Source organism: Providencia sp. PROV032 (assembly GCF_028484875.1).
Taxonomy (GTDB): domain Bacteria; phylum Pseudomonadota; class Gammaproteobacteria; order Enterobacterales; family Enterobacteriaceae; genus Providencia; species Providencia rettgeri_E.
In genome coordinates this window covers 163,736-185,837 of sequence record NZ_JAMPSX010000010.1, presented here as the reverse complement: position 1 = coordinate 185,837, position 22,102 = coordinate 163,736, and the positions used below count along the sequence as shown (strand labels likewise).

General features: G+C 37.0%; 24 protein-coding genes. 15 read left to right on the top strand and 9 right to left on the bottom strand.

The genetic code is table 11. The features are described 5' to 3' along the window. Window positions 1-38: 38 nt before the first annotated feature. The gene (yddG, locus tag PSF42_RS09665; protein WP_272679913.1) at window positions 39-938 is read right to left on the bottom strand and encodes an aromatic amino acid DMT transporter YddG; all 900 of its coding nucleotides are present in this window, start codon (window positions 936-938) and stop codon (window positions 39-41) included. 187 nt (window positions 939-1,125) lie between these two features. Further along, entirely contained in the window at window positions 1,126-2,586 is a 1,461-nt protein-coding gene (locus tag PSF42_RS09660) for an alanine/glycine:cation symporter family protein (protein WP_125891161.1), read from the bottom strand. A gap of 573 nt (window positions 2,587-3,159) precedes the next feature. Here PSF42_RS09660 and PSF42_RS09655 point away from each other — a divergent pair. Together PSF42_RS09655 and PSF42_RS09650 are read left to right on the top strand one after the other, a co-directional pair. After that, window positions 3,160-3,408 carry a DinI-like family protein gene (locus PSF42_RS09655; RefSeq protein WP_125891162.1) on the top strand — a complete coding sequence of 83 codons (249 nt, stop codon included), beginning with the start codon at window positions 3,160-3,162 and terminating at the stop codon, window positions 3,406-3,408. Window positions 3,409-3,790: 382 nt separating this feature from the next. Then, window positions 3,791-4,162 carry a hypothetical protein gene (locus PSF42_RS09650; RefSeq protein WP_125891163.1) on the top strand — a complete coding sequence of 124 codons (372 nt, stop codon included), beginning with the start codon at window positions 3,791-3,793 and terminating at the stop codon, window positions 4,160-4,162. 52 nt (window positions 4,163-4,214) lie between these two features. On the opposite strand, the gene PSF42_RS09645 is transcribed toward PSF42_RS09650, so the two are convergent. Next, the gene (locus PSF42_RS09645) at window positions 4,215-4,592 is read right to left on the bottom strand and encodes a hypothetical protein (RefSeq protein WP_272679912.1); all 378 of its coding nucleotides are present in this window, start codon (window positions 4,590-4,592) and stop codon (window positions 4,215-4,217) included. Window positions 4,593-4,876: 284 nt separating this feature from the next. On the opposite strand from PSF42_RS09645, the gene PSF42_RS09640 reads away from it, so the two are divergent. From PSF42_RS09640 to PSF42_RS09630, 3 genes are all read left to right on the top strand, one after another. After that, the gene (locus PSF42_RS09640) at window positions 4,877-5,101 is read left to right on the top strand and encodes a HEAT repeat domain-containing protein (RefSeq protein WP_125891165.1); all 225 of its coding nucleotides are present in this window, start codon (window positions 4,877-4,879) and stop codon (window positions 5,099-5,101) included. 188 nt (window positions 5,102-5,289) lie between these two features. Next, window positions 5,290-5,628, top strand: coding sequence for a hypothetical protein (locus tag PSF42_RS09635; protein ID WP_125891166.1), 339 nt, complete (start codon window positions 5,290-5,292; stop codon window positions 5,626-5,628). A gap of 253 nt (window positions 5,629-5,881) precedes the next feature. Continuing rightward, window positions 5,882-7,033 (top strand): pyridoxal phosphate-dependent aminotransferase, encoded by a 1,152-nt coding sequence (locus PSF42_RS09630; RefSeq protein ID WP_272679911.1) that lies wholly within the window; start codon window positions 5,882-5,884, stop codon window positions 7,031-7,033. A 42-nt stretch (window positions 7,034-7,075) separates the two neighbouring features. Here PSF42_RS09630 and PSF42_RS09625 read toward each other — a convergent pair whose 3' ends face one another. Continuing rightward, window positions 7,076-7,420 carry a DMT family protein gene (locus tag PSF42_RS09625; protein WP_125891168.1) on the bottom strand — a complete coding sequence of 115 codons (345 nt, stop codon included), beginning with the start codon at window positions 7,418-7,420 and terminating at the stop codon, window positions 7,076-7,078. A gap of 135 nt (window positions 7,421-7,555) precedes the next feature. On the opposite strand from PSF42_RS09625, the gene PSF42_RS09620 reads away from it, so the two are divergent. Then, the gene (locus PSF42_RS09620; protein WP_125891169.1) at window positions 7,556-8,047 is read left to right on the top strand and encodes an N-acetyltransferase; all 492 of its coding nucleotides are present in this window, start codon (window positions 7,556-7,558) and stop codon (window positions 8,045-8,047) included. 84 nt (window positions 8,048-8,131) lie between these two features. Further along, on the top strand, window positions 8,132-8,914 hold the full coding sequence (locus tag PSF42_RS09615) for a class I SAM-dependent methyltransferase (RefSeq protein ID WP_125891170.1): 783 nt from the start codon (window positions 8,132-8,134) through the stop codon (window positions 8,912-8,914). Window positions 8,915-8,961: 47 nt separating this feature from the next. Here PSF42_RS09615 and PSF42_RS09610 read toward each other — a convergent pair whose 3' ends face one another. Beyond that, entirely contained in the window at window positions 8,962-9,300 is a 339-nt protein-coding gene (locus tag PSF42_RS09610; protein ID WP_248466618.1) for a hypothetical protein, read from the bottom strand. Window positions 9,301-9,512: 212 nt separating this feature from the next. Then, window positions 9,513-9,851, bottom strand: a complete 339-nt coding sequence (locus PSF42_RS09605) for a GlpM family protein (RefSeq protein ID WP_125891172.1) — start codon at window positions 9,849-9,851, stop codon at window positions 9,513-9,515. 355 nt (window positions 9,852-10,206) lie between these two features. Here PSF42_RS09605 and PSF42_RS09600 point away from each other — a divergent pair, with 355 nt between their 5' ends. Further along, window positions 10,207-11,874: a methyl-accepting chemotaxis protein gene (locus tag PSF42_RS09600; RefSeq protein WP_272679910.1), complete on the top strand. Its 1,668-nt coding sequence runs from the start codon at window positions 10,207-10,209 to the stop codon at window positions 11,872-11,874. Window positions 11,875-12,055: 181 nt separating this feature from the next. Continuing rightward, window positions 12,056-12,898 carry an MBL fold metallo-hydrolase gene (locus PSF42_RS09595; RefSeq protein ID WP_272679932.1) on the top strand — a complete coding sequence of 281 codons (843 nt, stop codon included), beginning with the start codon at window positions 12,056-12,058 and terminating at the stop codon, window positions 12,896-12,898. Window positions 12,899-12,983: 85 nt separating this feature from the next. On the opposite strand, the gene PSF42_RS09590 is transcribed toward PSF42_RS09595, so the two are convergent. Next, window positions 12,984-13,388, bottom strand: coding sequence for a nuclear transport factor 2 family protein (locus PSF42_RS09590; protein ID WP_248466621.1), 405 nt, complete (start codon window positions 13,386-13,388; stop codon window positions 12,984-12,986). Window positions 13,389-14,127: 739 nt separating this feature from the next. Between PSF42_RS09590 and PSF42_RS09585 the strand changes: the two genes are divergently transcribed. Continuing rightward, window positions 14,128-15,015, top strand: coding sequence for a PhzF family phenazine biosynthesis protein (locus PSF42_RS09585; RefSeq protein WP_272679909.1), 888 nt, complete (start codon window positions 14,128-14,130; stop codon window positions 15,013-15,015). 144 nt (window positions 15,016-15,159) lie between these two features. Here the strand turns inward: PSF42_RS09585 and PSF42_RS09580 are convergent, their stop codons facing one another. Together PSF42_RS09580 and icd are read right to left on the bottom strand one after the other, a co-directional pair. Further along, window positions 15,160-15,516 carry an MmcQ/YjbR family DNA-binding protein gene (locus tag PSF42_RS09580; RefSeq protein WP_272679908.1) on the bottom strand — a complete coding sequence of 119 codons (357 nt, stop codon included), beginning with the start codon at window positions 15,514-15,516 and terminating at the stop codon, window positions 15,160-15,162. 290 nt (window positions 15,517-15,806) lie between these two features. After that, window positions 15,807-17,060 (bottom strand): NADP-dependent isocitrate dehydrogenase, encoded by a 1,254-nt coding sequence (icd, locus tag PSF42_RS09575; protein ID WP_004253371.1) that lies wholly within the window; start codon window positions 17,058-17,060, stop codon window positions 15,807-15,809. Window positions 17,061-17,592: 532 nt separating this feature from the next. Between icd and rluE the strand changes: the two genes are divergently transcribed. The 5 genes from rluE to purB all read left to right on the top strand — a co-directional run bounded on the left by rluE (window position 17,593) and on the right by purB (window position 21,945). Next, window positions 17,593-18,243, top strand: a complete 651-nt coding sequence (gene rluE, locus PSF42_RS09570) for a 23S rRNA pseudouridine(2457) synthase RluE (protein ID WP_272679907.1) — start codon at window positions 17,593-17,595, stop codon at window positions 18,241-18,243. Further along, window positions 18,236-18,685, top strand: coding sequence for an NUDIX hydrolase (locus tag PSF42_RS09565; protein WP_248466624.1), 450 nt, complete (start codon window positions 18,236-18,238; stop codon window positions 18,683-18,685). Before rluE ends, PSF42_RS09565 begins: the two co-directional genes overlap by 8 nt. A gap of 139 nt (window positions 18,686-18,824) precedes the next feature. Further along, window positions 18,825-19,928 (top strand): tRNA 2-thiouridine(34) synthase MnmA, encoded by a 1,104-nt coding sequence (gene mnmA, locus PSF42_RS09560; RefSeq protein ID WP_125891390.1) that lies wholly within the window; start codon window positions 18,825-18,827, stop codon window positions 19,926-19,928. A 2-nt stretch (window positions 19,929-19,930) separates the two neighbouring features. Beyond that, window positions 19,931-20,557 carry a high frequency lysogenization protein HflD gene (gene hflD / locus PSF42_RS09555; protein WP_272679906.1) on the top strand — a complete coding sequence of 209 codons (627 nt, stop codon included), beginning with the start codon at window positions 19,931-19,933 and terminating at the stop codon, window positions 20,555-20,557. 17 nt (window positions 20,558-20,574) lie between these two features. Next, window positions 20,575-21,945, top strand: coding sequence for an adenylosuccinate lyase (gene purB / locus PSF42_RS09550; protein WP_125891178.1), 1,371 nt, complete (start codon window positions 20,575-20,577; stop codon window positions 21,943-21,945). Window positions 21,946-22,102 lie beyond the last annotated feature (157 nt).

Sequence of the window (22,102 nt, the reverse complement as noted above, 5' to 3'; positions counted from 1 at the left end):
TCCCATGGCAGCGCCTGCACTCATCTACGCTGCCACTTTTAGCCGCTTATTGTTTTTTGCCTAGTCGCTAAAAAGCAAATGACCGACCCCATGGTCACCATTAACACACCTTGCCAAAAACTTAACGTTAGTGTCGTGCTTAACAATATTGACGCGAATGCTGTCGAAATAACTGGGGTAAAATAAGAAAGCGTTCCTAAAAACGCCACATTGCCCTTAATAACCGCAAATGTCCACAATGCATTCGCGCCACCAGTCGCAATTGAAGCAACGAGTAATAATAACAGGCTTTGGCTATTGATAATAAATGGTATCGGTGTACTGAAAAAATACAGTATCCATAACCCGATAGAGGTCATGATAAAAAATAATACCATGCCATTATGACCACCAGAAATACGTTTGGTCACATTGCTGTAGAACGACCAAACAATAGCCCCGATAAAAGCTAAAAAATAGCTCAGTGGGTTACTTTGAATATTCACTAAAATAGTTTGTACCGATAATGGCTGATTTCCTGTAATTACCCAAATCAGCCCCATAAAAGCTAAAACCAGTCCTGAACCCAATAATAAAGTGAAACGTTGACGGTTAAAAAATACAGCCAGTGCGATAGTAAAACTTGGCCACAAATAATTCACCATACCCAGCTCAATCGCTTGTTGCCGGCTATTGGCTAAACCTAATGCAAGCACAAAACAAATTTCATAACTAACAAACAGTATTGTTCCCCAAAGCAAATAGCGTTTAGGATATTTCGTTATTTTTGGCATCCCCATGGTAAGTACTAATACCAATGAACCGACCGTATAAACTAATGCTGCACCACCAACAGGCCCAAAATTTTCACTTACACTGCGGATCAGTCCTACCATTGTGCTCCACAACAAGATTGAAATAACTCCATACAGCGTTGCGGCGTACTGATTCAATTTCATAACTCTCTCGGCTATTTAAATTAGAAAATGATATATATGGTGATAATACATTTATTTCACCATCTTAAAAAACCTTATAGCTCAAAGAATTATAAAACAAGTATTTATTCTTATTAAACCTTGATAATATTTCATAAAAAAATTCTCAGGCTTTCACCTAAGAATTTTATGCTTTACGTTTTTTATATTAGCGAGATGTTTCTTTCTCAATCCACTTATCGACTTCTTCTTTTTCCCATATCCCCTCCTCAAACTGTTTCTTTAATTCAGGGTGCTGATTAATATCAAAAGTTGGTATTTTACCTGCAACTAATTGCTGGTTATAATCTTTAGCAAGTTTGAAAGCGATACCCGATAATAGAAGGATCGCAATTAGATTAGTTATCGCCATTAGGCCCATCGATAAGTCTGCAAGTTTCCAAATAAATGGCATTTCAGCAAGTGCGCCAAACATCACCATACCTAATGCAGCTAAACGGAAAATAAATAAACCCGCTGTATGGTTATTCTCTAGAAAAATCATATTGCTTTCGGCATATGCATAATTCGCAATAATTGATGTGAATGCAAAAAAGAAGATAGCTATCGCAATAAACGTACTTCCCCAACTACCGACAGCAGAAGAAAGTGCAAGTTGTGTTAATTCAATGCCATTAATATTTTCCATTCCACTTTCTAAAACACCAGAGGATAAAATAATAATTGCTGTCGCACTGCAAATAACGATGGTGTCCATAAAAACACCAAGCATCTGTACATACCCTTGTGATGCAGGATGTGGAGGATAAGGTGCTGCCGATGCCGCTGCATTTGGTGCTGACCCCATCCCTGCCTCATTAGAAAACAATCCTCGCTGAATTCCTTGTGTCATCGCCTGAGCAACACCATAACCAACAGCCCCGCCAGCCGCCTCTTGTAGACCAAACGCATTTCGGATTATCAGCATGAAAACTTCAGGTAATCGTTCAATATGGTGCCCAACAACCCAAAATGCCAATAGCAAATAGGCCAACGCCATAACAGGAACAACTAATTCAGCAACCTTCGCAATGGATTTCAATCCACCAAAAATAATGACCCCGCTTAATAAAACTAAGCCAATGCCAACATAAATTGGATTGAAATCAAAGGCGACCGCGGTTGCTTGAGCAATCGAATTCGCTTGTACTGCATTAAATACTAAACCAAAGGCAATAATTAGGAAAATTGAAAACAACACGCCCATCCAGCGCTGGTTTAAGCCTTTCTGCATATAATATGACGGCCCACCTCGATAATTTCCTTTATCATCTTTGGTTTTGTATAACTGTGCTAGAGTGCATTCAATAAAAGAGGTTGCCATTCCCAATAACGCAACCACCCACATCCAAAAAATAGCTCCAGGTCCGCCTGCTGTTAGGGCTATTGCTACACCGGTTAAATTTCCTGTACCAACCCTAGCCGCTAAACTTGTACATAATGCCTGAAAAGATGAAATACCTGCGCTATCAGATTGTTTACTGTTTTTTAAAACACGAAACATGTGGCCAAAATGCCTAATTTGAATAAAACCAGATCGAAGCGTAAAATATAGACCAGCTCCCAGTAATAAATAAATAAGTAAAGAACCCCAAATGAAATTAGTTATTGAGTTTATAAATTCTATCAAATTACACTCCTTTTTTATTAAAACGATTAATAAAAACCAATCGAAAATTAAATACTCACATTTACATCACAACTCCAGAAAAGGAGTTTAGCTAGCAAGAGCCAACTCATCTTAATATGATTATCAGAAATTATATTTTTTTATCTTTAATGTAAATTAATTTTCGATTCATTAATCATTAACTACATTCAATTTTAATAGAAACATGTTACATAATTACAAAAGAACACGTATAACCCTTTGAAAAAACTAACCATGGCAAATCTTCTCAACATTTCATGGGAAGTAAATCAAATGATTGATTTGTCGCGTTTATTTTAACCAATCAGTTAATTAAACAAATAAAAACTCATTATTCATTTCATATACCTACTTTTAATTAGCTTATCCTTTAACTAAAAACTTTATAATACTTCTTTTATTTAATTCATTATTTTGAAGTATTGCATCAATGCGTACATTAATGCACAACAACAATTTAATCCAATTACAATCGTCTTAATTAGATGATTGCTTATGCTTTCACTTAACAATAAACTGAACCTAATAAATTTATAGACAAGAGGTTAACACATGGAAATTAATATCAAGTTATCTGATGAGGCACTTTCTCAGTTCTCTGAAAAATCATATGATGCTTTCACTGCTGAGCTGAAAGCACGTGTTTTGGAAGTCTATCCTGGCAGCTATCTATTGATCACTCATGATAATGGCCCAACGACTTTTCAAACTAAAGGCTTTCATGATGATAACGAAGTACATATTGTTTTACATGAACTTGTCGAAGATGTCTTAAAACATGGCCATTGGTTAAAACAGTAATTTCCTTATTAAATTACATTCATAAAACCAGCCGTGAGCCTGCATGGCTCTAGCTGGTTATTTGTAATATTCCTCTCGTATTTCAATAACGTTTCCACCTCAATATTTACTCAAAGTCTGATCAAGATCATACTTAAACTTAACTATCCTCAAAACAAGCCAAATTTGCTTTACCTTTAACCGTTATATGATAATGTATATAGCGTAATTTTCATTTACATTGCTTTTGCTAATTATAGCGGCCAGTATTTATACTGGCTCTTTTTTATGAAATCATGCTAAAAACCCATTCGATATCCCCGTTTTAGGCCTAATCTGCTATAGTATTTCTCTAATACTAGATAGAGTTATTATTCATTGAGTGCAAAATAGAGGTATGACTATGAAGCGTTTATTACTGGCTTTTTGCCTGACCCCAGCCCTTGTTATGGCTGATAATGCCCCATTAAATATTAGTGAGATAGCCAACGATTATTGCGAAATCACAGGTCAAGCACTAAGTGAAGCATACAGCACTGACAAAACTAGCAGTGAGTTAACCCAAGCAACCATTGCTAAACTGAAAAGTGAAAATGTCGACCTCAAGCAATTAGCGACTGTTGAGTCAGACTTACGCGAAAATCTAACTTCAGCGATTGATGCAGTACGCAGCAATAAATCTAAGTTTGCTAATGAAGCTGATTTCAATAAATCATTAAATGACTCTGTTTCAGCTTGTAAAATCCAAACTGAACTTCTTTTGAATAAATCTTAAGATTTAATTTTCGAGTAAAAAGCGCTCAAACTAAAATTTGAGCGCTTTTTTATCAATTAGTTTGTTTTTTAACACACAACTGTTCAATCGAAAATTGTAATTCAGGTGTTTCACTGATAATCAGTTGCCCATGTTCAGAGAGACGTCCATCTTTAATACTTACATTCGCAACAAATGGCAGCGAATTTTCTTGGGAAGGTAGACGATATAAACCACAAACCCGATAACTTTCCCCTTCCTTAAATTCACTTTTTTGTACTATTTCCACATCACTAAACTCAACCACAGATGCGTTGCCGAGTTTCTTTTCCACCATGCTTTGTGCTTCATTTTTGACATCTGAATCACCAATACTCGTATAAGAATGGTACGCAAATACGCCTAAAGCCAATAGCAATACTATCAATAATTTTGTTTTTATACGCTTCAACGCATCACCCTTCCTATATTATGATTAATTCACTTAGTATAAATGTATTATATCAATTTGAGTAAACAATTTGAGCTTTTGCCTCAACTGTTTAGTTTTCACCCTAACCAATTGATAATAGATTATAACGGTTATTTTTCAATCCTAATAATTGACTAAAAACACCTATCAATATTGATTTTATTTATATTTATTAACTTAGCATTAATAAAAAAAACATTTTTTATTTTCTTAGCTAGTTTTATAATAGCCTCTATACTATGAAACTGATTTAATATATTTTTATGAAAGAAAAAATCGTTAAAAATCTTGTTAACTTGACTCATGGAAACAACAATGATGTTAAAATAGCGGCGATAAATGCATTGGGCGATTATATTTGTTCAATTGAACAAGACGCCGCCATCGATAGGCTACTTGTTTTATGTGATGACTATAATAAAGACATTGCTGTTGCATCAATTATATCAATCAGCAAACTCGCTAAATTCTTCAATGAAAAACAATAGAACAAAACCAACAGAAAATAATAACTTAACGTTAACTTCATTTTATTAACAAATTATTTTCATTGTGAGGAAATAATGAAATAAAAGTGGCTGAATTATGATTTGTTCATTTAGATAAGTAAATACAATTGAATTAATTAATTACAATGGCAGAATGATAATTAACAAATATCTAAAGGAGATATCTCATGAATATATTAAAGCCATTAATTCTTAGTGCGAGTTTAATCGCTATTAGCTTTTCGACGCTCGCTTACCCAGGGGATGGTAATGGTTCATGGCACCGTGGCGGATACCAAAACCAACACCAATATAATGATAGGCCTTGCGATAATTATCGCCACTCTAATTATGCAAATCGTCACCGTGGAATGATGCAATACTCGACATCAATTCAAACAGCTCAACCAGATGAAACACTGAAAAAAATTGCTGCAGATGTGCCTAAAGGAGAAAATGGTAAACAATATATGGTTAAAGTTGCAGTTGTAGAAATTACACCTAATGTCCCTGCACAAGGCCAGTAATCTTTACCAAGGGTAGAAAAACACTACCCTTTTTTTATTTATATATCCTCAATAATGCTATACCCCAATGAGTTGCCCTCTACCACCTTAGCATGACACGTTCTCCCTTCATGTTTCCAATAAATAGATTTTCAACACATAAAGCCCACACCACCAATGCGAATAATTAGTCATAATAAGTAAATAATTATTTACTTTAGGTTGATTTTAAGTAATCTATTACTTTCAATAATAATAACTTTAGGGAATAACTATGGATCGCCGTTCGTTTCTTAAATCCACATCATTAGTTGCAGGTGGGCTTGCACTTAATTCATTGTTTAATCATGCAGTTGCACAAAATAATAACATTGTCTTACCGAGTGAAAAACACCCATTACTATTGAATTTCAATGAAAATTCATTAGGGATGTCCGAAAATGCTAAAGAAGCTATCATCAAGGCATTACCTAATGCATTTCGCTACCCTGATGATGCTCGTGCTGAATTACAGCAGAATATTGGTGAGCTCTACAATTTGTCTGATAAGCACATCAGCATAGGTAATGGTTCATCTGAAACCATTCAAGCTGCTGTTGCCATGTTAGCTGCTAAAGCAAATAAACTCGGTAAAAAAATTCAATTAGTCACCCCTGATCCAACATTCAATTATGCAGAACTTTATTCTCTGCCATTGAATATAACGATAACGAAAGTGCCTTTAAAAACCGATCTATCATTTGATTTAGAAAAAATGGAACAAGCTGCTGATAATTTTAGCGGTCTATCAATGGTTTATATTTGCAATCCAAATAATCCGACGGCAATGATCACACCTCACAGCCAGCTTGATAAGTGGATGAGTAAAAAATCTGACAACACATTTTTTATCGTTGATGAAGCTTATGCTGAATTTGTTGAAGACCCAGACTTTATCAGTGCCATTGAGTTAGTCAAAAAAGGCCAGAATAACTTGATCGTCACACGCACCTTCTCAAAAATTTTCGCCTTAGCAGGATTAAGAGTTGGCTATGGTGTTGCAACTCCCGACGTTATTGCTGCTGTAGACGAGTTTTTATCTATTGATAACACCAATACAGCAGGAGCTGTTGCTGCAATAGCATCGCTAAAGGACAAACCCTTTATTGAATACAGCCTGAAATCTAACAATACATCGAGAAAAATTGTGGAAAAGGCATTAAATGAAATTGGGCTAGAATACGCTCCATCACAGGCTAATTTTATTTTTCATAAAGTCAAAGGTGATGTAAAAACCTATCAGCAGCGTATGGCAGAGGCACATGTAATGGTTGGCCGTGAATTTCCACCAGCGATTGGCTGGAATAGATTAACGCTAGGCACCCCTGAGGAAATGCAGCAATTTGTTGTGATACTAAAACAATTCCATGAAAAAGGATGGGTATAAATTAAGTCCCCCAGAAAGGGCAGCTCAAGCTGCTCTTTCTGTTTAAAATGGCCCTTTAAATATAAAAAAGGCGCCTGCAAAAATAAGAATAAAACCGATTAAATGGTTAATGGTAAAACTTTCACCTAAATACAATACCGAAAAAAGAACAAATACACAGAGCGTTATCACCTCCTGCATTGTTTTCAATTCAGCCGCACTGTAGTACTGGTGTCCTAACCGATTAGCCGGTACCGCAAAACAGTATTCAACCAAGGCGATTAACCAACTAAAGAAAATAACAACATACAACGGTTTTGTTGTGAATTTTAAATGCCCATACCAAGCAAACATCATAAATACATTTGAAATAATAAGTAAGAATACTGGGTAAAGTTTAATTAACATGCTGATTCAATAGACAAAGAATAGATAATCGATATTATGGAGTTAGAACTAATATATTGCCATAGACTCCCATAAATACCCCTGGTTCTTCATATCACAAATTTAAGCGTATTTAGCAATCATTACGAGGTAATAATGAATATTAAATATGAATTAATGACACAGGTTGATTGTCCCGCTGTCGCTCAATTATTGCAATCTAATTCTGAATCCCAACAAGGTGGGTTACTTGGTGAATATCCCCAAGCCAAAGTTAACGCAATGTTTGCAGGAAGTCTAACCACCATTATAGCTCGGGATGCAAATAAAATTATTGCGGTTGTGTTTAGCTTTGACTATCACTCTTCATCCTTACCCCCTATAGCTCATTTAATTATTCAACAGCATGCAGACATCATACGAGGCAACTGGTTTTATGGCCCTGTTTGTATTGATAATGATTATAGGGGGAAGAATATTCTCAAAAACCTTTTTGATGAAATTAGTTCGTACAATCAAGGAAAACCCGTTGCTTTTATCAATGCAGATAATCTCAGGTCTCTTTTCGCACATAAAAAAATAGGTATGAGTAATATCACTGATTTTGAATTTGATGGTACAACATATCATTTAATGATCGGAAAATAAATGTACCAATTGGTACACTTTTTAGTTTCAACTTACTTATTTTTTGCTAAACTGTGACAAATTATTGTATACAGAGGTATATTTATGACCGATTACACGAGTGCAAATCAAAAAGCATGGGATAAACAAGCAGAATCACAACTTGCTTGGTCAAAACCTGTTGATTCCAAAACTATCCATGATGCCAAACAAGGTAAATGGCAGGTTCATTTAACGCCGACACCTGTTGATGCAGCTTGGTTAGGTGATATAAAAGATAAAAAAATTCTCTGCTTAGCCTCAGCGGGAGGACAACAAGCTCCAGTACTCGCCGCAGCGGGAGCAAATGTGACTGTATTTGACTTTTCTCAGAAACAACTTGAGCAAGACAAAATGGTGGCGGAAAGGGATAATTTAACATTAGAGATTGTTCAGGGTGACATGCGCTCATTACACATGTTTGCGGATGAAACCTTTGATATCATATTCCACCCTATTTCTAATTTATATATTCCAGATGTTAACCCTGTCTGGCAAGAATGCCACCGTGTATTAAAAACCAATGGGCGCCTATTATCTAGCTTTTATAACCCGATTCTTTTTATTGGCGAACGAGATAAACACTATGATGAGCAAGGCATAATAAAGCCAAGCTATACTATGCCGTACTCCGAGCTATCTACTTTATCAACAGAGCAAATAGCACAAAAACAGGCAAGACAAGAAGCGTTTGTATTCGGTCACTCACTGACAGATCTAATTGGTGGGCAAATAAAAGCGGGCTTTTCTATCACAGGTTTTAAAGAAGACTGGCAACCTAATCCACGGTTCGTTATCGATAATTATCTACCAACATTCCTAACGACAATGGCAATTAAGGCCAATTAATATTATTAACGCTCGTTGTGTTAGGCACTCAACGAGCAGTTATTAACTTAGCTTCTTTTACAGTACCTATCCCAGACCGCTTCAAATTGCTCTGCGGGGATAATATCATCAGTTTTTTCCACAAAAGGAATGGATATCATTACTTTACCAGCTCTATTTTTATGAAGTCTAACGATAAACCTTTTATAGCCATGAGGTAATTCATTTTCAAAGCCAAAGACTTCACCACAATAATAGCCCGTTTCATCCCCTTCCTCACTTTTCGTCAATACATAATATTGAACATTTTTATAACTCGCGGCTGATGGGTAGGCAAGAAAATCTTCGACAGAACTTTTAACTCGGCTCTCTGTATCTAATTCAGGATCAAGTGTAACTTCAGTCATAATTCCTGCAATATATGCACACCCAGCTACTAACAATAATACCAAGGCTCTTAATAACATTTTAATAATACAGCTCAATAGAAAACACTGGCTATCATTATAGTTAATAATTAAATTTTTGCGACTCTACCCAAGTGTGCTTAAGCCGTCAGCTTATCGTACTTCTTTAGTTTTTATTATCGCTTTCAGTTAATTATATCTCCCAATGTTATCTATTGAGTGAGTTGCCACATATAAACTAATATTGCCGCTGTTATTATCCAAATAACCGTTGCAATAGTTAAACTTCCCCAAGCTGTGATTTTTGTTGCTAATAAATATACCGTTAATAAATACATTGCATAAGGAATGAGAGACCACAAGCCAAACAGTGCAGTTTTTCTGAGAGCTTCCGCACCTTGTTCTTGAACAACGATAACATGTGCTATTAATGCAAATGTAGGGAAAAGAGGAACTAATCCGGCAATGTAGTAAATTTTACTACGCGAAAATAGCGCAATAACCAATACAGCTAAAGCACCTAAAAAGCATTTAAAGAGTAAAGAAAACATACCGCACTCAATACTTAAATTTTAAACATTGACTATTATTATCACAAATAATTTGTAAGTTAACTGTATTGTCGCTATCAATGTACAACTATTGTGTCCTTTCACTTCCCCAAATGAGTAAAAACACTTAATTAACTTCAATTTTATGAGCTAAGTCAAATTGTTGGATATAAAGTATCCAGAACGAGTGCCGATACATTTATTTAGTCCCTGCGCTTGAGGCTTTCGCGTGACTACATATAACTTTTTAGCTATCGGACAGCTTCGATTTGCTCATGGTTAATCACGTTATGTTTAGACGTCGTATTTAGTATGTGTGAAACACACTACTCGATGGTATGAAAGGAAATAATCAATGATGTCTGGTAATTTAAAAAAAATTAATTTTAGTTCAACTAAGTTCTCTTTTTCTGGTTTTAAGACAACAACTCTAGTCTGGTTTATTTCAGGCCTGCTGATCGCCCTTCTTCTTTCAACTTGTTGGTTTTTCTTTAGTTCTTTAAAACAATATCAAGAGACATTAACCCAACTCGATACTATCTATAACGAACAAACTCAACTAAACAATACATGGCAATCTTTATTACAAGCACGAAATACATTAAATCGGGCTAGCTCTCGCCATTTATTAGTTATTAATAAGATGAAAACATCAAATACTGACATAGATAGCCTCATCGCGTTTTATCATAAAAAAATAGCTGAAACGGCTAATTATTGGGATGCATTTACAACCGTTTCCATCTACAAAAATGGTGACCAATTTGCTGAGTTAGAAAAATCCTATAACGCGTTATACGCTGCATTAAATGAGCTTTCCGTTTTTTTAGTTCAAGGAAAAACATATGACTTTTTAAACCAGCCGACTCAGGGATTTCAGGACACATTTGAGAAAAACTACGTAAAATATCATCAACAATTAAATAGTAGCTATCATGATATTGCTCTCGCAAGTGAGCAGCTATATAAACAAAGTTTGATTGGCTTAATCGTTACTATCTCAATCGTTATCCTCGTAACTCTGTTTATTCGCTTTATTCTACAGCTTTTCTTTATTCGCCCACTAAACCAAGTTATTGATGGTATTGAAAAAGTTAGCCATGGCGTTTTATACCATCGCTTTGATAACAAAGGTTTATATGAAATCAAATTACTTAAACAGCATGTCTCTAATATGCAAAGCAAACTGATTGATATCGTCAAAAATATTTATGACAACACTCACCATATAAAAGTTGAACTTGGTGATATCACCCAGATGAATCATGACCTTTCTATTCGAGCAGATCAACAAGCCGCCGCCATTGTTGAAACAGCAGCCAGCGTCGAAGAACTCGATTCCTCTTTTAAATTAAACACCGCTCACACTAATCAATCATGCAAATTAATGTCAGAGACGAGTGTAACAATTGATAAGAGTAATGAGCTTATCTCTGATGTTGTTGAAAATATGGATGATATTGTCGATTTTTCGAAAGAAATTAGTAAAATCACCTCAACCATTGATAACATTGCGTTTCAAACTAATTTATTAGCATTGAATGCCGCTGTAGAGGCAGCAAGAGTAGGCGAACATGGCAAAGGGTTTGCCGTCGTCGCAAATGAAGTCCGCGAATTATCCATTAGTTGCACTCAAGCATCCAAAGAAATCAAGCTATTAATTAATAATTCAAATGATAAAATTAATCACTGTTTCCAATTAGCTGCAGATGCAAATGACAATATTGTTTCAATTGCACAAGATACATCTAATATCAATGAGATGATCCAAAGTGTTGCGCTTGCCTCAAATGAACAAACCCATGGTGTTAGCCAAATACACCTAGCAATCAATGAATTAGACAACACTACACAAGCGAATGCAACCATGACTCGTGAATTGCAATCGTCCTTAAGAGCTTTGGAGTCCCAATCAGATTTATTAGAGGATATTATTTCTATTTTTCACATTGAACCCAAAAGTGAACATGAAATAGATAGTGATACTCTTGAAGAGGTTAAAAAAGTAAAACAGTTTGTCTAACAAGATATAGCATTTTATTTAGGGGGTTGACTTTCGAACGTCGCCTCCAACATTTTTATCGTTTTCTGCGTTACTTCCATCGTTTCCTCAATTTTTGTTACTGTATTTATAGCCATTTAATACTTTTTAGTGTTTATCTGATATAACGATTACAATTACTTCTATTAAACATGAGTTCATGATGACAATAAAAATTACTGTTCTTGTCGACAATAATACCCTAATCGATAGTTACTTTTGCGGTGAACCTGGTGTCTGCTACTATATCGAAGCCGATAATAAAAAAATATTATTCGATACCGGCTATTCAGATATATTTATTGATAATGCACATATTTTACATATTGAACTTGCGAATATCACTGATCTGGTTCTTTCTCACGGCCACAACGACCATACATGGGGCTTAAGCCACCTAATCCAACATTTTGACCGTCGCAACATTGAAACACCTGAAACTAGGCACCTGATATACCACCCGGATGCATTAATTCCTAAAAAATTTCAATCTAAAGTCATCGGAACCAATACGTCTAAGGATATCTTAGCCTCCTACTTCCATTGCATAGAAACGACCAAGCCTTATTATCTTTCTGAAAACATCATATTTTTAGGCCAAATTCCTAGAATTAATCGTTTTGAAGGGAAGGAGCCAATTGGTACTACCCTAGACTTCAATCATAATATTGTTGACGATTATGTGTTTGATGACTCAGCACTTGCAATTAAAACGTCGGAAGGCTTAATTGTGGTAACTGGTTGCTCTCATTCTGGAATTTGCAATATTACTGAATATGCAAAACATGTAACCGGTATAAATAACATTGTCGCCGTGATAGGCGGGTTTCATTTACAACAAGCTTCACAAGAGGTTTTGGAACAGACGGGGAATTACTTTCACCAGCAGGATTTAAAATTTATACACCCATGTCATTGTACAGATCTCAACGCAAAAATACATTTAGCAAAATATGCCCCGGTACAAGAAGTCGGTACTGGATTGCAACTGACTTACCCAAGTTAATACAGCATGCAGAGAAGGTAAAATCTGGTTTTTGTTAGACTTTACCTAAATTAATAATATTAAACACCTGACAAATAGTGAAGGTTTAAGTTCTTGAGCCTAAATCTTCATCCTTATTACTGCCTTTAACCATTCTTGTCATTTCTTCGCAACGGATAATTTTCCCATCTTCTATTTGAAAACAAGCAAATACCTCAAATTCACTTATTGAGCCATCTTTTTTAGTCGCTTTTGCCAGATGTTGAGTATGCACACACCCATCCCCCTCCGCGATAGATTTAATGGTAATAACGATCGACTCAGTGGCTTGCTTCAATACCTGCAAGTGTGTAATAAACTCATTAAAATCAATTTGTTTACCATCAACAACTTGAATGTATTTATCTGAAAAATATTGTTTCGCCACAGACAATGAACCAATGTCCTCACCCAATACTGCGTTCAGTGCCTGTATAACCCATTGTGCGTTAGTCATATGTGCATTAGTCATATTTTATCCCTTATTATAAAAATATTATTTATAATTGTTATGGGTGTATTATTTTTCATTTCAAGTCAAAATAGAATTTATTATCTTTAAATTCTCACCTTTACACTATCTTCTAATAATTTATCCGTGATTTAACCTGAAGGATGGCACTTAATTTTATGCTTTTGTCCCTTTTCTATATCACGATAAATTTTTGCGTAAACAATCAAAAATTTATTTCTTATTCATCAATTTTAGTTTGGTTTTATTGGTGTTTTCAATTAATTACTCATTAACACACTTTATGCGTAATTGAATCCCCTATAAAGAACTTAACTTTTATGCTTACGCCGATTTGGATTAAGGCTTAAGAACTGGTATTATTTAGTGGTCTATCTAAGCAATAGACGCCTTATAACAATAACTATAAATATACATTTCCATTAGATACCCCTGCTTGCAGGGGCTTTTTTTGCTAAACAATGATATATAATGAAAAAAGTCATTGCCAACCTCATAGCCCAGTCCCATCTTTTTGAGCACACTGAGAATTCCTTAACTAAACGTCTAGTCAGCTTAAGCAGATTATCAATACTTTATTAGTTGGTTCATTAAACTATCAATAAAGGATAGCATCATATTTACGCTATTACACAATGGGTTATACTAATATAGCGTTTGCACTTCTCATTAAATTTGAACCGATGAGTAAAGTACACTCTGAAAATTTAAGATATCTATTTATAACTCGGGAAAATAAATGCCAACTAAAAATACCGGCTCAATTGAGCAAGATATTCTGGTGTATCTTGTCAATTCTTTCACACAAAATAACACTGGGGGTAACCCTGCGGGTGTCGTTCTAAATCCGCCAGCACTCAGCACTTCACAAAAAATTGCTATTGCACAACAAGTCGGTTTTTCAGAAACAGCGTTTGTCTATAATAGTGAAGACACTGATTTTGAAGTGGATTTTTATACCGCTGAAGGTGAAGTCGATTTTTGTGGTCATGCAACATTAGCGGTGTTTTTCACTTTAGCTTCACTTAAGCTAATTTCTTCTGGGTGTTACACCCAAAAAACCAAAGCCGGTGTTTTAAGTGTGTCTGTTAGCCCAAACAATATCGTTATGGATCAAGCGCTACCAACCTTACGAACTGGGCCTAATATCAATGAAGTTGCAGCAGCCCTTGGCATAACTCGTGAAATGATTACTGAAACAGGCCTACCTATCATGATAGTTTCAACTGGGTTACCTGACATCATTATTCCAGTTAATACCGGTTATTTAGATTTACTGCAGCCTAATTATGAAGCAATAACGAGAATCAGCAAAGAATCAAATGCTATCGGTTTTCATGTATTTGAGTTAAGTAAAGACCCTTCAATCACAGCACATTGTCGAAATTTTGCACCGCTCTATGGGATCAATGAAGAATCAGCAACTGGCAGCGCTAGTGGAGCACTTGGCTGCTATTTGGTCAATTATATCTTACCGAACGAAACGCAATTTCTATTTGAGCAAGGTCGTGCAATGGGATGCTCCTCCTTGATTCATGTCACTATTCATTCACAAGCAAAAAATATTACTCAAGTGAAAGTTGGCGGCCAAGCAGCCATGATCGATACGCAAATAATACATATTTAACAAAAAATAAGGCTCACAATTGCAAGTCAGTGGCCATCTTTTAATGCCATTTATTCGGTTATTTATCATCACTAGAAAGCTTAGCTAGCTAGCTAATATAGAAACTTTTCCCATGGATGGGAAAATCTAGCATATAATAAATAATTATGCCGTTAACCTATAACTATCTTCAATTAACTCCTTAATTTCATCCTCTGTAAGGCTCCCTGGTAGCTTTATCGTAATCCAATGCTCTTTATTCATATGATAAGCCGGATAAATATCATCCTTTAATCTCAATGAACCAATGAGCTCCGGTTGGGCTTTAAGGTTGACAATATTAACTATCTCTTCATTCTTATTTGCATCTAATTTACGAGATGAAATACGCATAATAACTGCAAACCATTTTGCATTATTTTTTCGCCTAAAAACAAGATAATCAGGATACTTTGCCCACGGAGTATCAGGATCTACACCATAATTATTCTGAATATAATCAATCAGTTCACTGCGGTTCATTTGATCATCCCATTTCAATAATAAACTTCAGTAATATCACCTAACCTCATTATTATATGCCGTCTGACCGACTCTGTAACTCTTCTTTTACTAAAACTTTATTAGGCCATAAGAGCCAAGCGATGACCGATAAATATCATGATGATCGAGGGAAAAATTGGCAGGTTTTAGCTATAAAATAACGCTTATTTTGTAGTCTATTTTGCAAAAGAGTTTTGCAGAAGAATTTTTCTAGACAAAATAAAACGGGAGTTTTTAGGCTCCCGTTATTAATCACACAATATAATAAATTACATGTGTTTAATGATTGCGTCACCGAATTCGCTACATTTCAGTAATTTAGCGCCTTCTAATTGACGTTCGAAGTCATAGGTTACAGTCTTAGCTTCGATTGCGCCTTCCATACCTTTAACGATTAGGTCAGCCGCTTCAGTCCAGCCCATATGGCGTAACATCATCTCAGCAGAAAGAATGATAGAGCCTGGGTTTACCTTGTCTTGGCCTGCATATTTTGGTGCAGTACCGTGCGTTGCTTCGAATAATGCACACTCAGAACCAATATTCGCACCTGGAGCAATACCGATACCACCAACTTGTGCTGCTAATGCATCAGAAATGTAGTCACCATTTAGGTTCATACACGCGATAACATCGTATTCAGCTGGGCGCAGCAGGATTTGTTGTAAGAAAGCATCTGCAATAACATCTTTAACAATGATATCTTTGCCCGTTTTAGGGTTTTTAATTTTAACCCATGGGCCGCCATCTAATAATTCACCGCCGAATTCCTCTTGTGCTAATTGGTATCCCCAATCTTTAAATGCACCTTCAGTGAATTTCATAATGTTACCTTTATGAACTAAAGTCACTGAATCACGGCCGTTATCAATAGCATATTCAATTGCTGCGCGAACTAAACGCTTTGTCCCTTCTTCTGAGCAAGGCTTAATACCAATACCACAATCTTGTGGGAAACGGATTTTAGTCACACCCATTTCATCTTTCAGGAATTTAATCACTTTATCAGCTTCTGCACTGCCGGCTTTCCACTCAATACCCGCATAGATATCTTCAGAGTTTTCACGGAAAATAACCATATCAGTCAGTTCAGGTTGTTTAACTGGGCTTGGAGTGCCTTTGTAGTAGCGAACAGGACGTAAACAGATATACAAGTCAAGTTGTTGACGCAGTGCAACGTTCAAAGAACGGATACCACCACCAACAGGCGTTGTTAAAGGGCCTTTAATTGAAACGCGGTAATCACGGATTAAATCGAGAGTTTCTTCTGGTAACCAAACATCTTTACCATAAATTTGTGTAGATTTTTCACCGGTGTAAACTTCCATCCATGAAATTTTGCGCTCACCGTTGTAGGCTTTTTTAACTGCCGCATCAACCACTTTTAACATTGCTGGTGTAACATCGATACCAATGCCGTCACCTTCGATATAAGGGATAATTGGGTTGTTCGGAACATTTAGTTTGCCTTTTGCATCAATGGTAATTTTAGCGCCTTCTGCCGGAACTACTACTTTGCTTTCCATTAACCTCTCCTTTCACTTGCGTATTTTGCTTGTTAATTTTTTGTAAGAGACGTGTCAATACTACTTCAATCTGCGTCGAACGCCAATGATTACTCATCTAAGCTTCAATGCCGATCGCATTTAACGTACTGTTTTATCTTGTAAGTTAATCAACTAACTCTTTATAAACACTTTTAAATCAATAAATTAATTTAAGTATTCTATTATTGAAAATAAATCAAACCGCGATGAAAAGTTGTCAAAGGCTCATTTGAGCGAGTGACTTGATTTTGATTAAAGTACTTCCCTACAAAAAATAATACTAGCAAGTTAACTCAAATTAAAAATACGTTTTGCTCACACTATCGCCATCCAAACAAACTCATATGTACTTATTTTTAAATGGAAAATTATTTTTATTAATTTAAATGTTTTTAAAGTTGTTAATTAAATATTACATCGCGATAAAAAATACGTCCTAGGATCCAACCGTTAAATCTCCTACACTATATGCGGTAAATAACCACAAATTATAAATTCTTATTGAATGGCCATGAACAGACCGAACTCGAAATCCGTTTTGAAGAAAAACCGTTACTCACCGAACCCTACCGTTTTAAAACATAAAGCTAAACGGGTTTCCGTTAGTTCGCAAACATCAACTAAAATCATTTTATTTAACAAACCCTTTGATGTTTTACCTCAATTTACTGATGAACAAGGCCGCGATACATTAAAAAAATATATTCCAATCACCGATGTATACGCAGCGGGCCGTCTTGATAGGGACAGTGAAGGGCTGTTAATTTTAACCAATGATGGGAAGCTGCAGGCGCGTTTAACACAACCACAGAAAAAAACAGGGAAAATATACTATGCTCAAGTAGAAGGGATCCCTGATGAAGACGCATTGCTAAAATTTCGGCAAGGGCTGGTGTTAAATGATGGTCCAACGCTCCCCGCAGGCATCGAGTTAGTTGGCGAACCAGAATGGTTATGGCCAAGAACCCCACCTATACGGGAACGCAAAAATATCCCGACCAGTTGGTTAAAAATCACCTTATATGAAGGACGTAATCGGCAAGTTCGTCGTATGACGGCAAATATAGGTTTTCCCACACTTAGGCTAATTCGCTATCAAATTGGTGAATTTAATTTGGGAAATCTTTCAGTTGGCGAATGGAAGGAGGTAACTGTTGTTTAAACCCAATGTGACTGTAGCAACTGTCGTACACGCTCAAGGCAAGTTTTTAGTGGTAGAAGAGTGGATAAATAACAACCCCACGTGGAATCAACCTGCTGGGCATTTAGAAGCGAATGAGACTATTTTACAGGCCGCTGAACGTGAGTTACTAGAAGAAACGGGAATAAAAGCCACACCAACGCAATTAATTAAAATTCACCAATGGATTGCCCCAGATAAAACCCAGTTTATCCGCTTTTTGTTCGCCGTAGAACTTGGCTCCCTTTGTGAAACACAGCCACAAGACAGTGATATTAGCAAATGTCACTGGCTAACAGCCGAAGAAATTTTACATAGCAACTGCTTGCGGTCGCCATTAGTAGCTGAAAGTTTGCGCTGTTTTCTCACAGGAAAGCATTATCCTTTAGATATCTTAACGGCTTACGGTGACCATTACCTTTAACCCCTTAACGTCTGCTTGGTGAAATCTTCACCAAGCAATAATATTCCCCTCTAACTCTGGTGTAATGCGGGAACAACATGCTAAAGTATGGGGCTTGATTTTTCCGCAGTGAGATATTTCCATGTCAAATAATAGTACCATGTCAGATAACAGCCAAAAAAAAGTCATCGTCGGGATGTCCGGTGGTGTTGACTCCTCTGTATCCGCTTACTTGCTACAGCAACAAGGGTATCAGGTTGCTGGTCTGTTTATGAAGAACTGGGAAGAAGATGACGACACAGAATATTGCTCGGCTGCGGCTGATCTTGCCGATGCGCAAGCCGTGTGTGACAAACTGGGTATTGAACTTCATACCATTAATTTCGCTGCTGAGTACTGGGACAATGTTTTCGAACATTTTTTAACTGAATATAAAGCAGGTCGCACACCAAACCCAGATATCCTCTGCAACAAAGAAATCAAGTTTAAAGCGTTCTTAGAATTTGCTGCTGAAGACTTAGGTGCAGATTACATCGCCACAGGTCACTATGTTCGCCGTCGCGATGTTGACGGGAAAAGCCAGTTATTGCGCGGTTTAGATGGCAATAAAGACCAAAGCTATTTTTTATATACATTAAGCCATGAACAGGTTGCTAAAAGTCTGTTCCCTGTTGGCGAACTGGAAAAACCTGAAGTTCGTCGCATCGCAGAGGAAATTGGCCTGATCACAGCGAAGAAAAAAGACTCTACTGGTATCTGTTTTATTGGCGAGCGTAAATTTCGCGACTTTTTAGGCCGCTACTTACCCGCTCAACCCGGCCCTATTGTGACTGTCGATGGCGAAACCATTGGCCAACACGAAGGCTTGATGTACCACACCTTAGGTCAACGTAAAGGTTTAGGTATCGGCGGTACAAAAGAGGGGTCAGAAGAACCTTGGTATGTTGTCGATAAAGACGTTGAAAACAACATTCTTATCGTTGCGCAAGGCCATGAACACCCTCGTTTAATGTCTATTGGGTTAATTGCCCAGCAATTACATTGGGTTGACCGAAAAACAATGACTGAGCCGCTACGTTGCGTCGTAAAAACACGTTATCGCCAAGCGGATATTCCTTGTACGATTACCCCACTGAGTGATGAGCGCATTGAAGTCGCTTTTGATTATCCAGTTGCGGCTGTCACTCCAGGTCAATCTGCTGTATTTTATATCGATGAAGTTTGTCTCGGTGGCGGTATTATTGAAGCCCGTATTCAGGAGTAAATGTGGCAAAAAACTATTATGACATTACGCTTGCCTTAGCGGGTATCTGCCAAGCAAGCGCAATGGTTCAAAAACTTGCACATGAAGGTGTTTGTCTTGAGAAAGACACGGAAACCATGGTCAACTGCCTCACCAATATGAATCCAAAATCCACTTTGGATGTCTTTGGTAATGATACCGCAAATTTAAAAACGGGACTCAGTGCCCTGTTAGGCATGTTAACAGGCGGCAACAATGGTTTATCCGCTGAAATGACACGCTATATGTTAAGTATTATGGCACTCGAGCGTCGTCTCAATAAAAACCAAGAAGCGATGAACCAACTCGGCCAACGTATTGAGCAATTCGAACGCCAAGCTGATTATTTTGAGCCTCTTTCTGAAGGTGTATTTAACGCGCTTGCGGGTATTTACGTAGACGTAGTTAGCCCTGCGGGACCTCGAATTCAAGTCACGGGCTCCCCTGATATTCTAAAGAATACGTTAGTTCAAGCAAAAGTTAGAGCCACTTTACTCGCAGGTATTCGCTGTGCGGTGCTTTGGCAACAAGTTGGCGGAAGTCGTATTCAACTCATGTTCTCTCGCAATCGTCTGGCTAATCAGGCGAAAGATATTTTGTCTCACCTTTAAATCTGGAGTTGCTACCAATGGAATTATCCTCACTGACCGCTGTATCCCCGATTGACGGCCGTTACGGTGATAAAGTCAGCGCTTTACGCACTATTTTTAGTGAGTTTGGTTTACTGAAATTTCGCGTGCAAGTTGAAGTCCGCTGGCTACAAAAACTGGCTGCAACCGCTCAAATCAAAGAAGTTCCTTCATTTGATGCTGACGCAATCGCTTACTTAGATGAAATTGTCGCGAACTTCGGTGAAAAAGATGCAATGCGCATCAAAGAAATTGAACGCACAACCAACCATGATGTGAAGGCCGTAGAATACTTCCTAAAAGAAAAAGTGGCAAACATCCCTGCTCTTCATGCCGTTTCTGAATTTATTCACTTCGCTTGTACTTCAGAAGATATCAATAACCTTTCTCATGCATTGATGCTGAAAACCGCTCGCGAAGAAGTTTTGCTACCACAATGGCGTCAAATTATTGATAAAATAAAAACAATGGCTCATGAGTACCGCAATTTGCCGTTACTATCACGTACTCATGGTCAACCTGCCACGCCTTCCACCATTGGTAAAGAGTTTGCCAACGTTGCTTATCGTTTGGAACGCCAATTCCGCCAGCTACAACAGATTGAAATTTTAGGTAAAATCAATGGTGCTGTTGGTAACTATAATGCACATATGGTCGCTTACCCTGAAGTGAATTGGCACGAATTTAGCGAAACCTTCGTTACGTCTTTAGGCATTCAATGGAACCCATTCACCACACAAATTGAACCTCATGACTATATTGCTGAGTTATTTGATTGTGTCGCTCGTTTTAACACTATCGTGTTAGATTTCGACCGTGATATTTGGGGCTATATCGCATTAAATCACTTCAAACAAAAAACAATCGCTGGTGAAATTGGCTCTTCCACTATGCCACACAAAGTGAACCCGATTGATTTTGAAAACTCTGAAGGTAACTTAGGGTTAGCAAATGCCGTCTTAGGTCATTTAGCGAGCAAACTTCCTGTTTCTCGTTGGCAGCGTGACTTAACAGACTCGACAGTATTACGTAATCTCGGTGTCGGCTTAGGTTATGCATTGATTGCTTATCAATCAACCATGAAAGGCTTAAATAAATTAGAAGTTAATGAACAGCATTTACTGGATGAATTAGACCAAAACTGGGAAGTTTTGGCTGAGCCAATTCAAACTGTAATGCGCCGTTATGGCATTGAAAAACCATACGAAAAACTCAAAGAATTGACCCGCGGCAAACGCGTTACCGCTGAAGGGATGAAACAATTCATTGATAGTTTAGATTTGCCTGAGCATGAAAAAGCCCGTTTGAAAGAGATGACGCCTGCCAACTACATCGGTTACGCTGTCACTTTTATTGATGAGCTAAAATAACCTCAAGCTTTTAACTTAATACATTCAAAGTGGGCGGGCTCTATGTCCCCCACTTTTTATTTACCCTATAGCCTCTGCTTGTTCCCCCCTAAACTGCCTGAAGATAAACAAAGATAAATTATATTTCCGCTTTGTTTGATTTATATTTACTTAATCC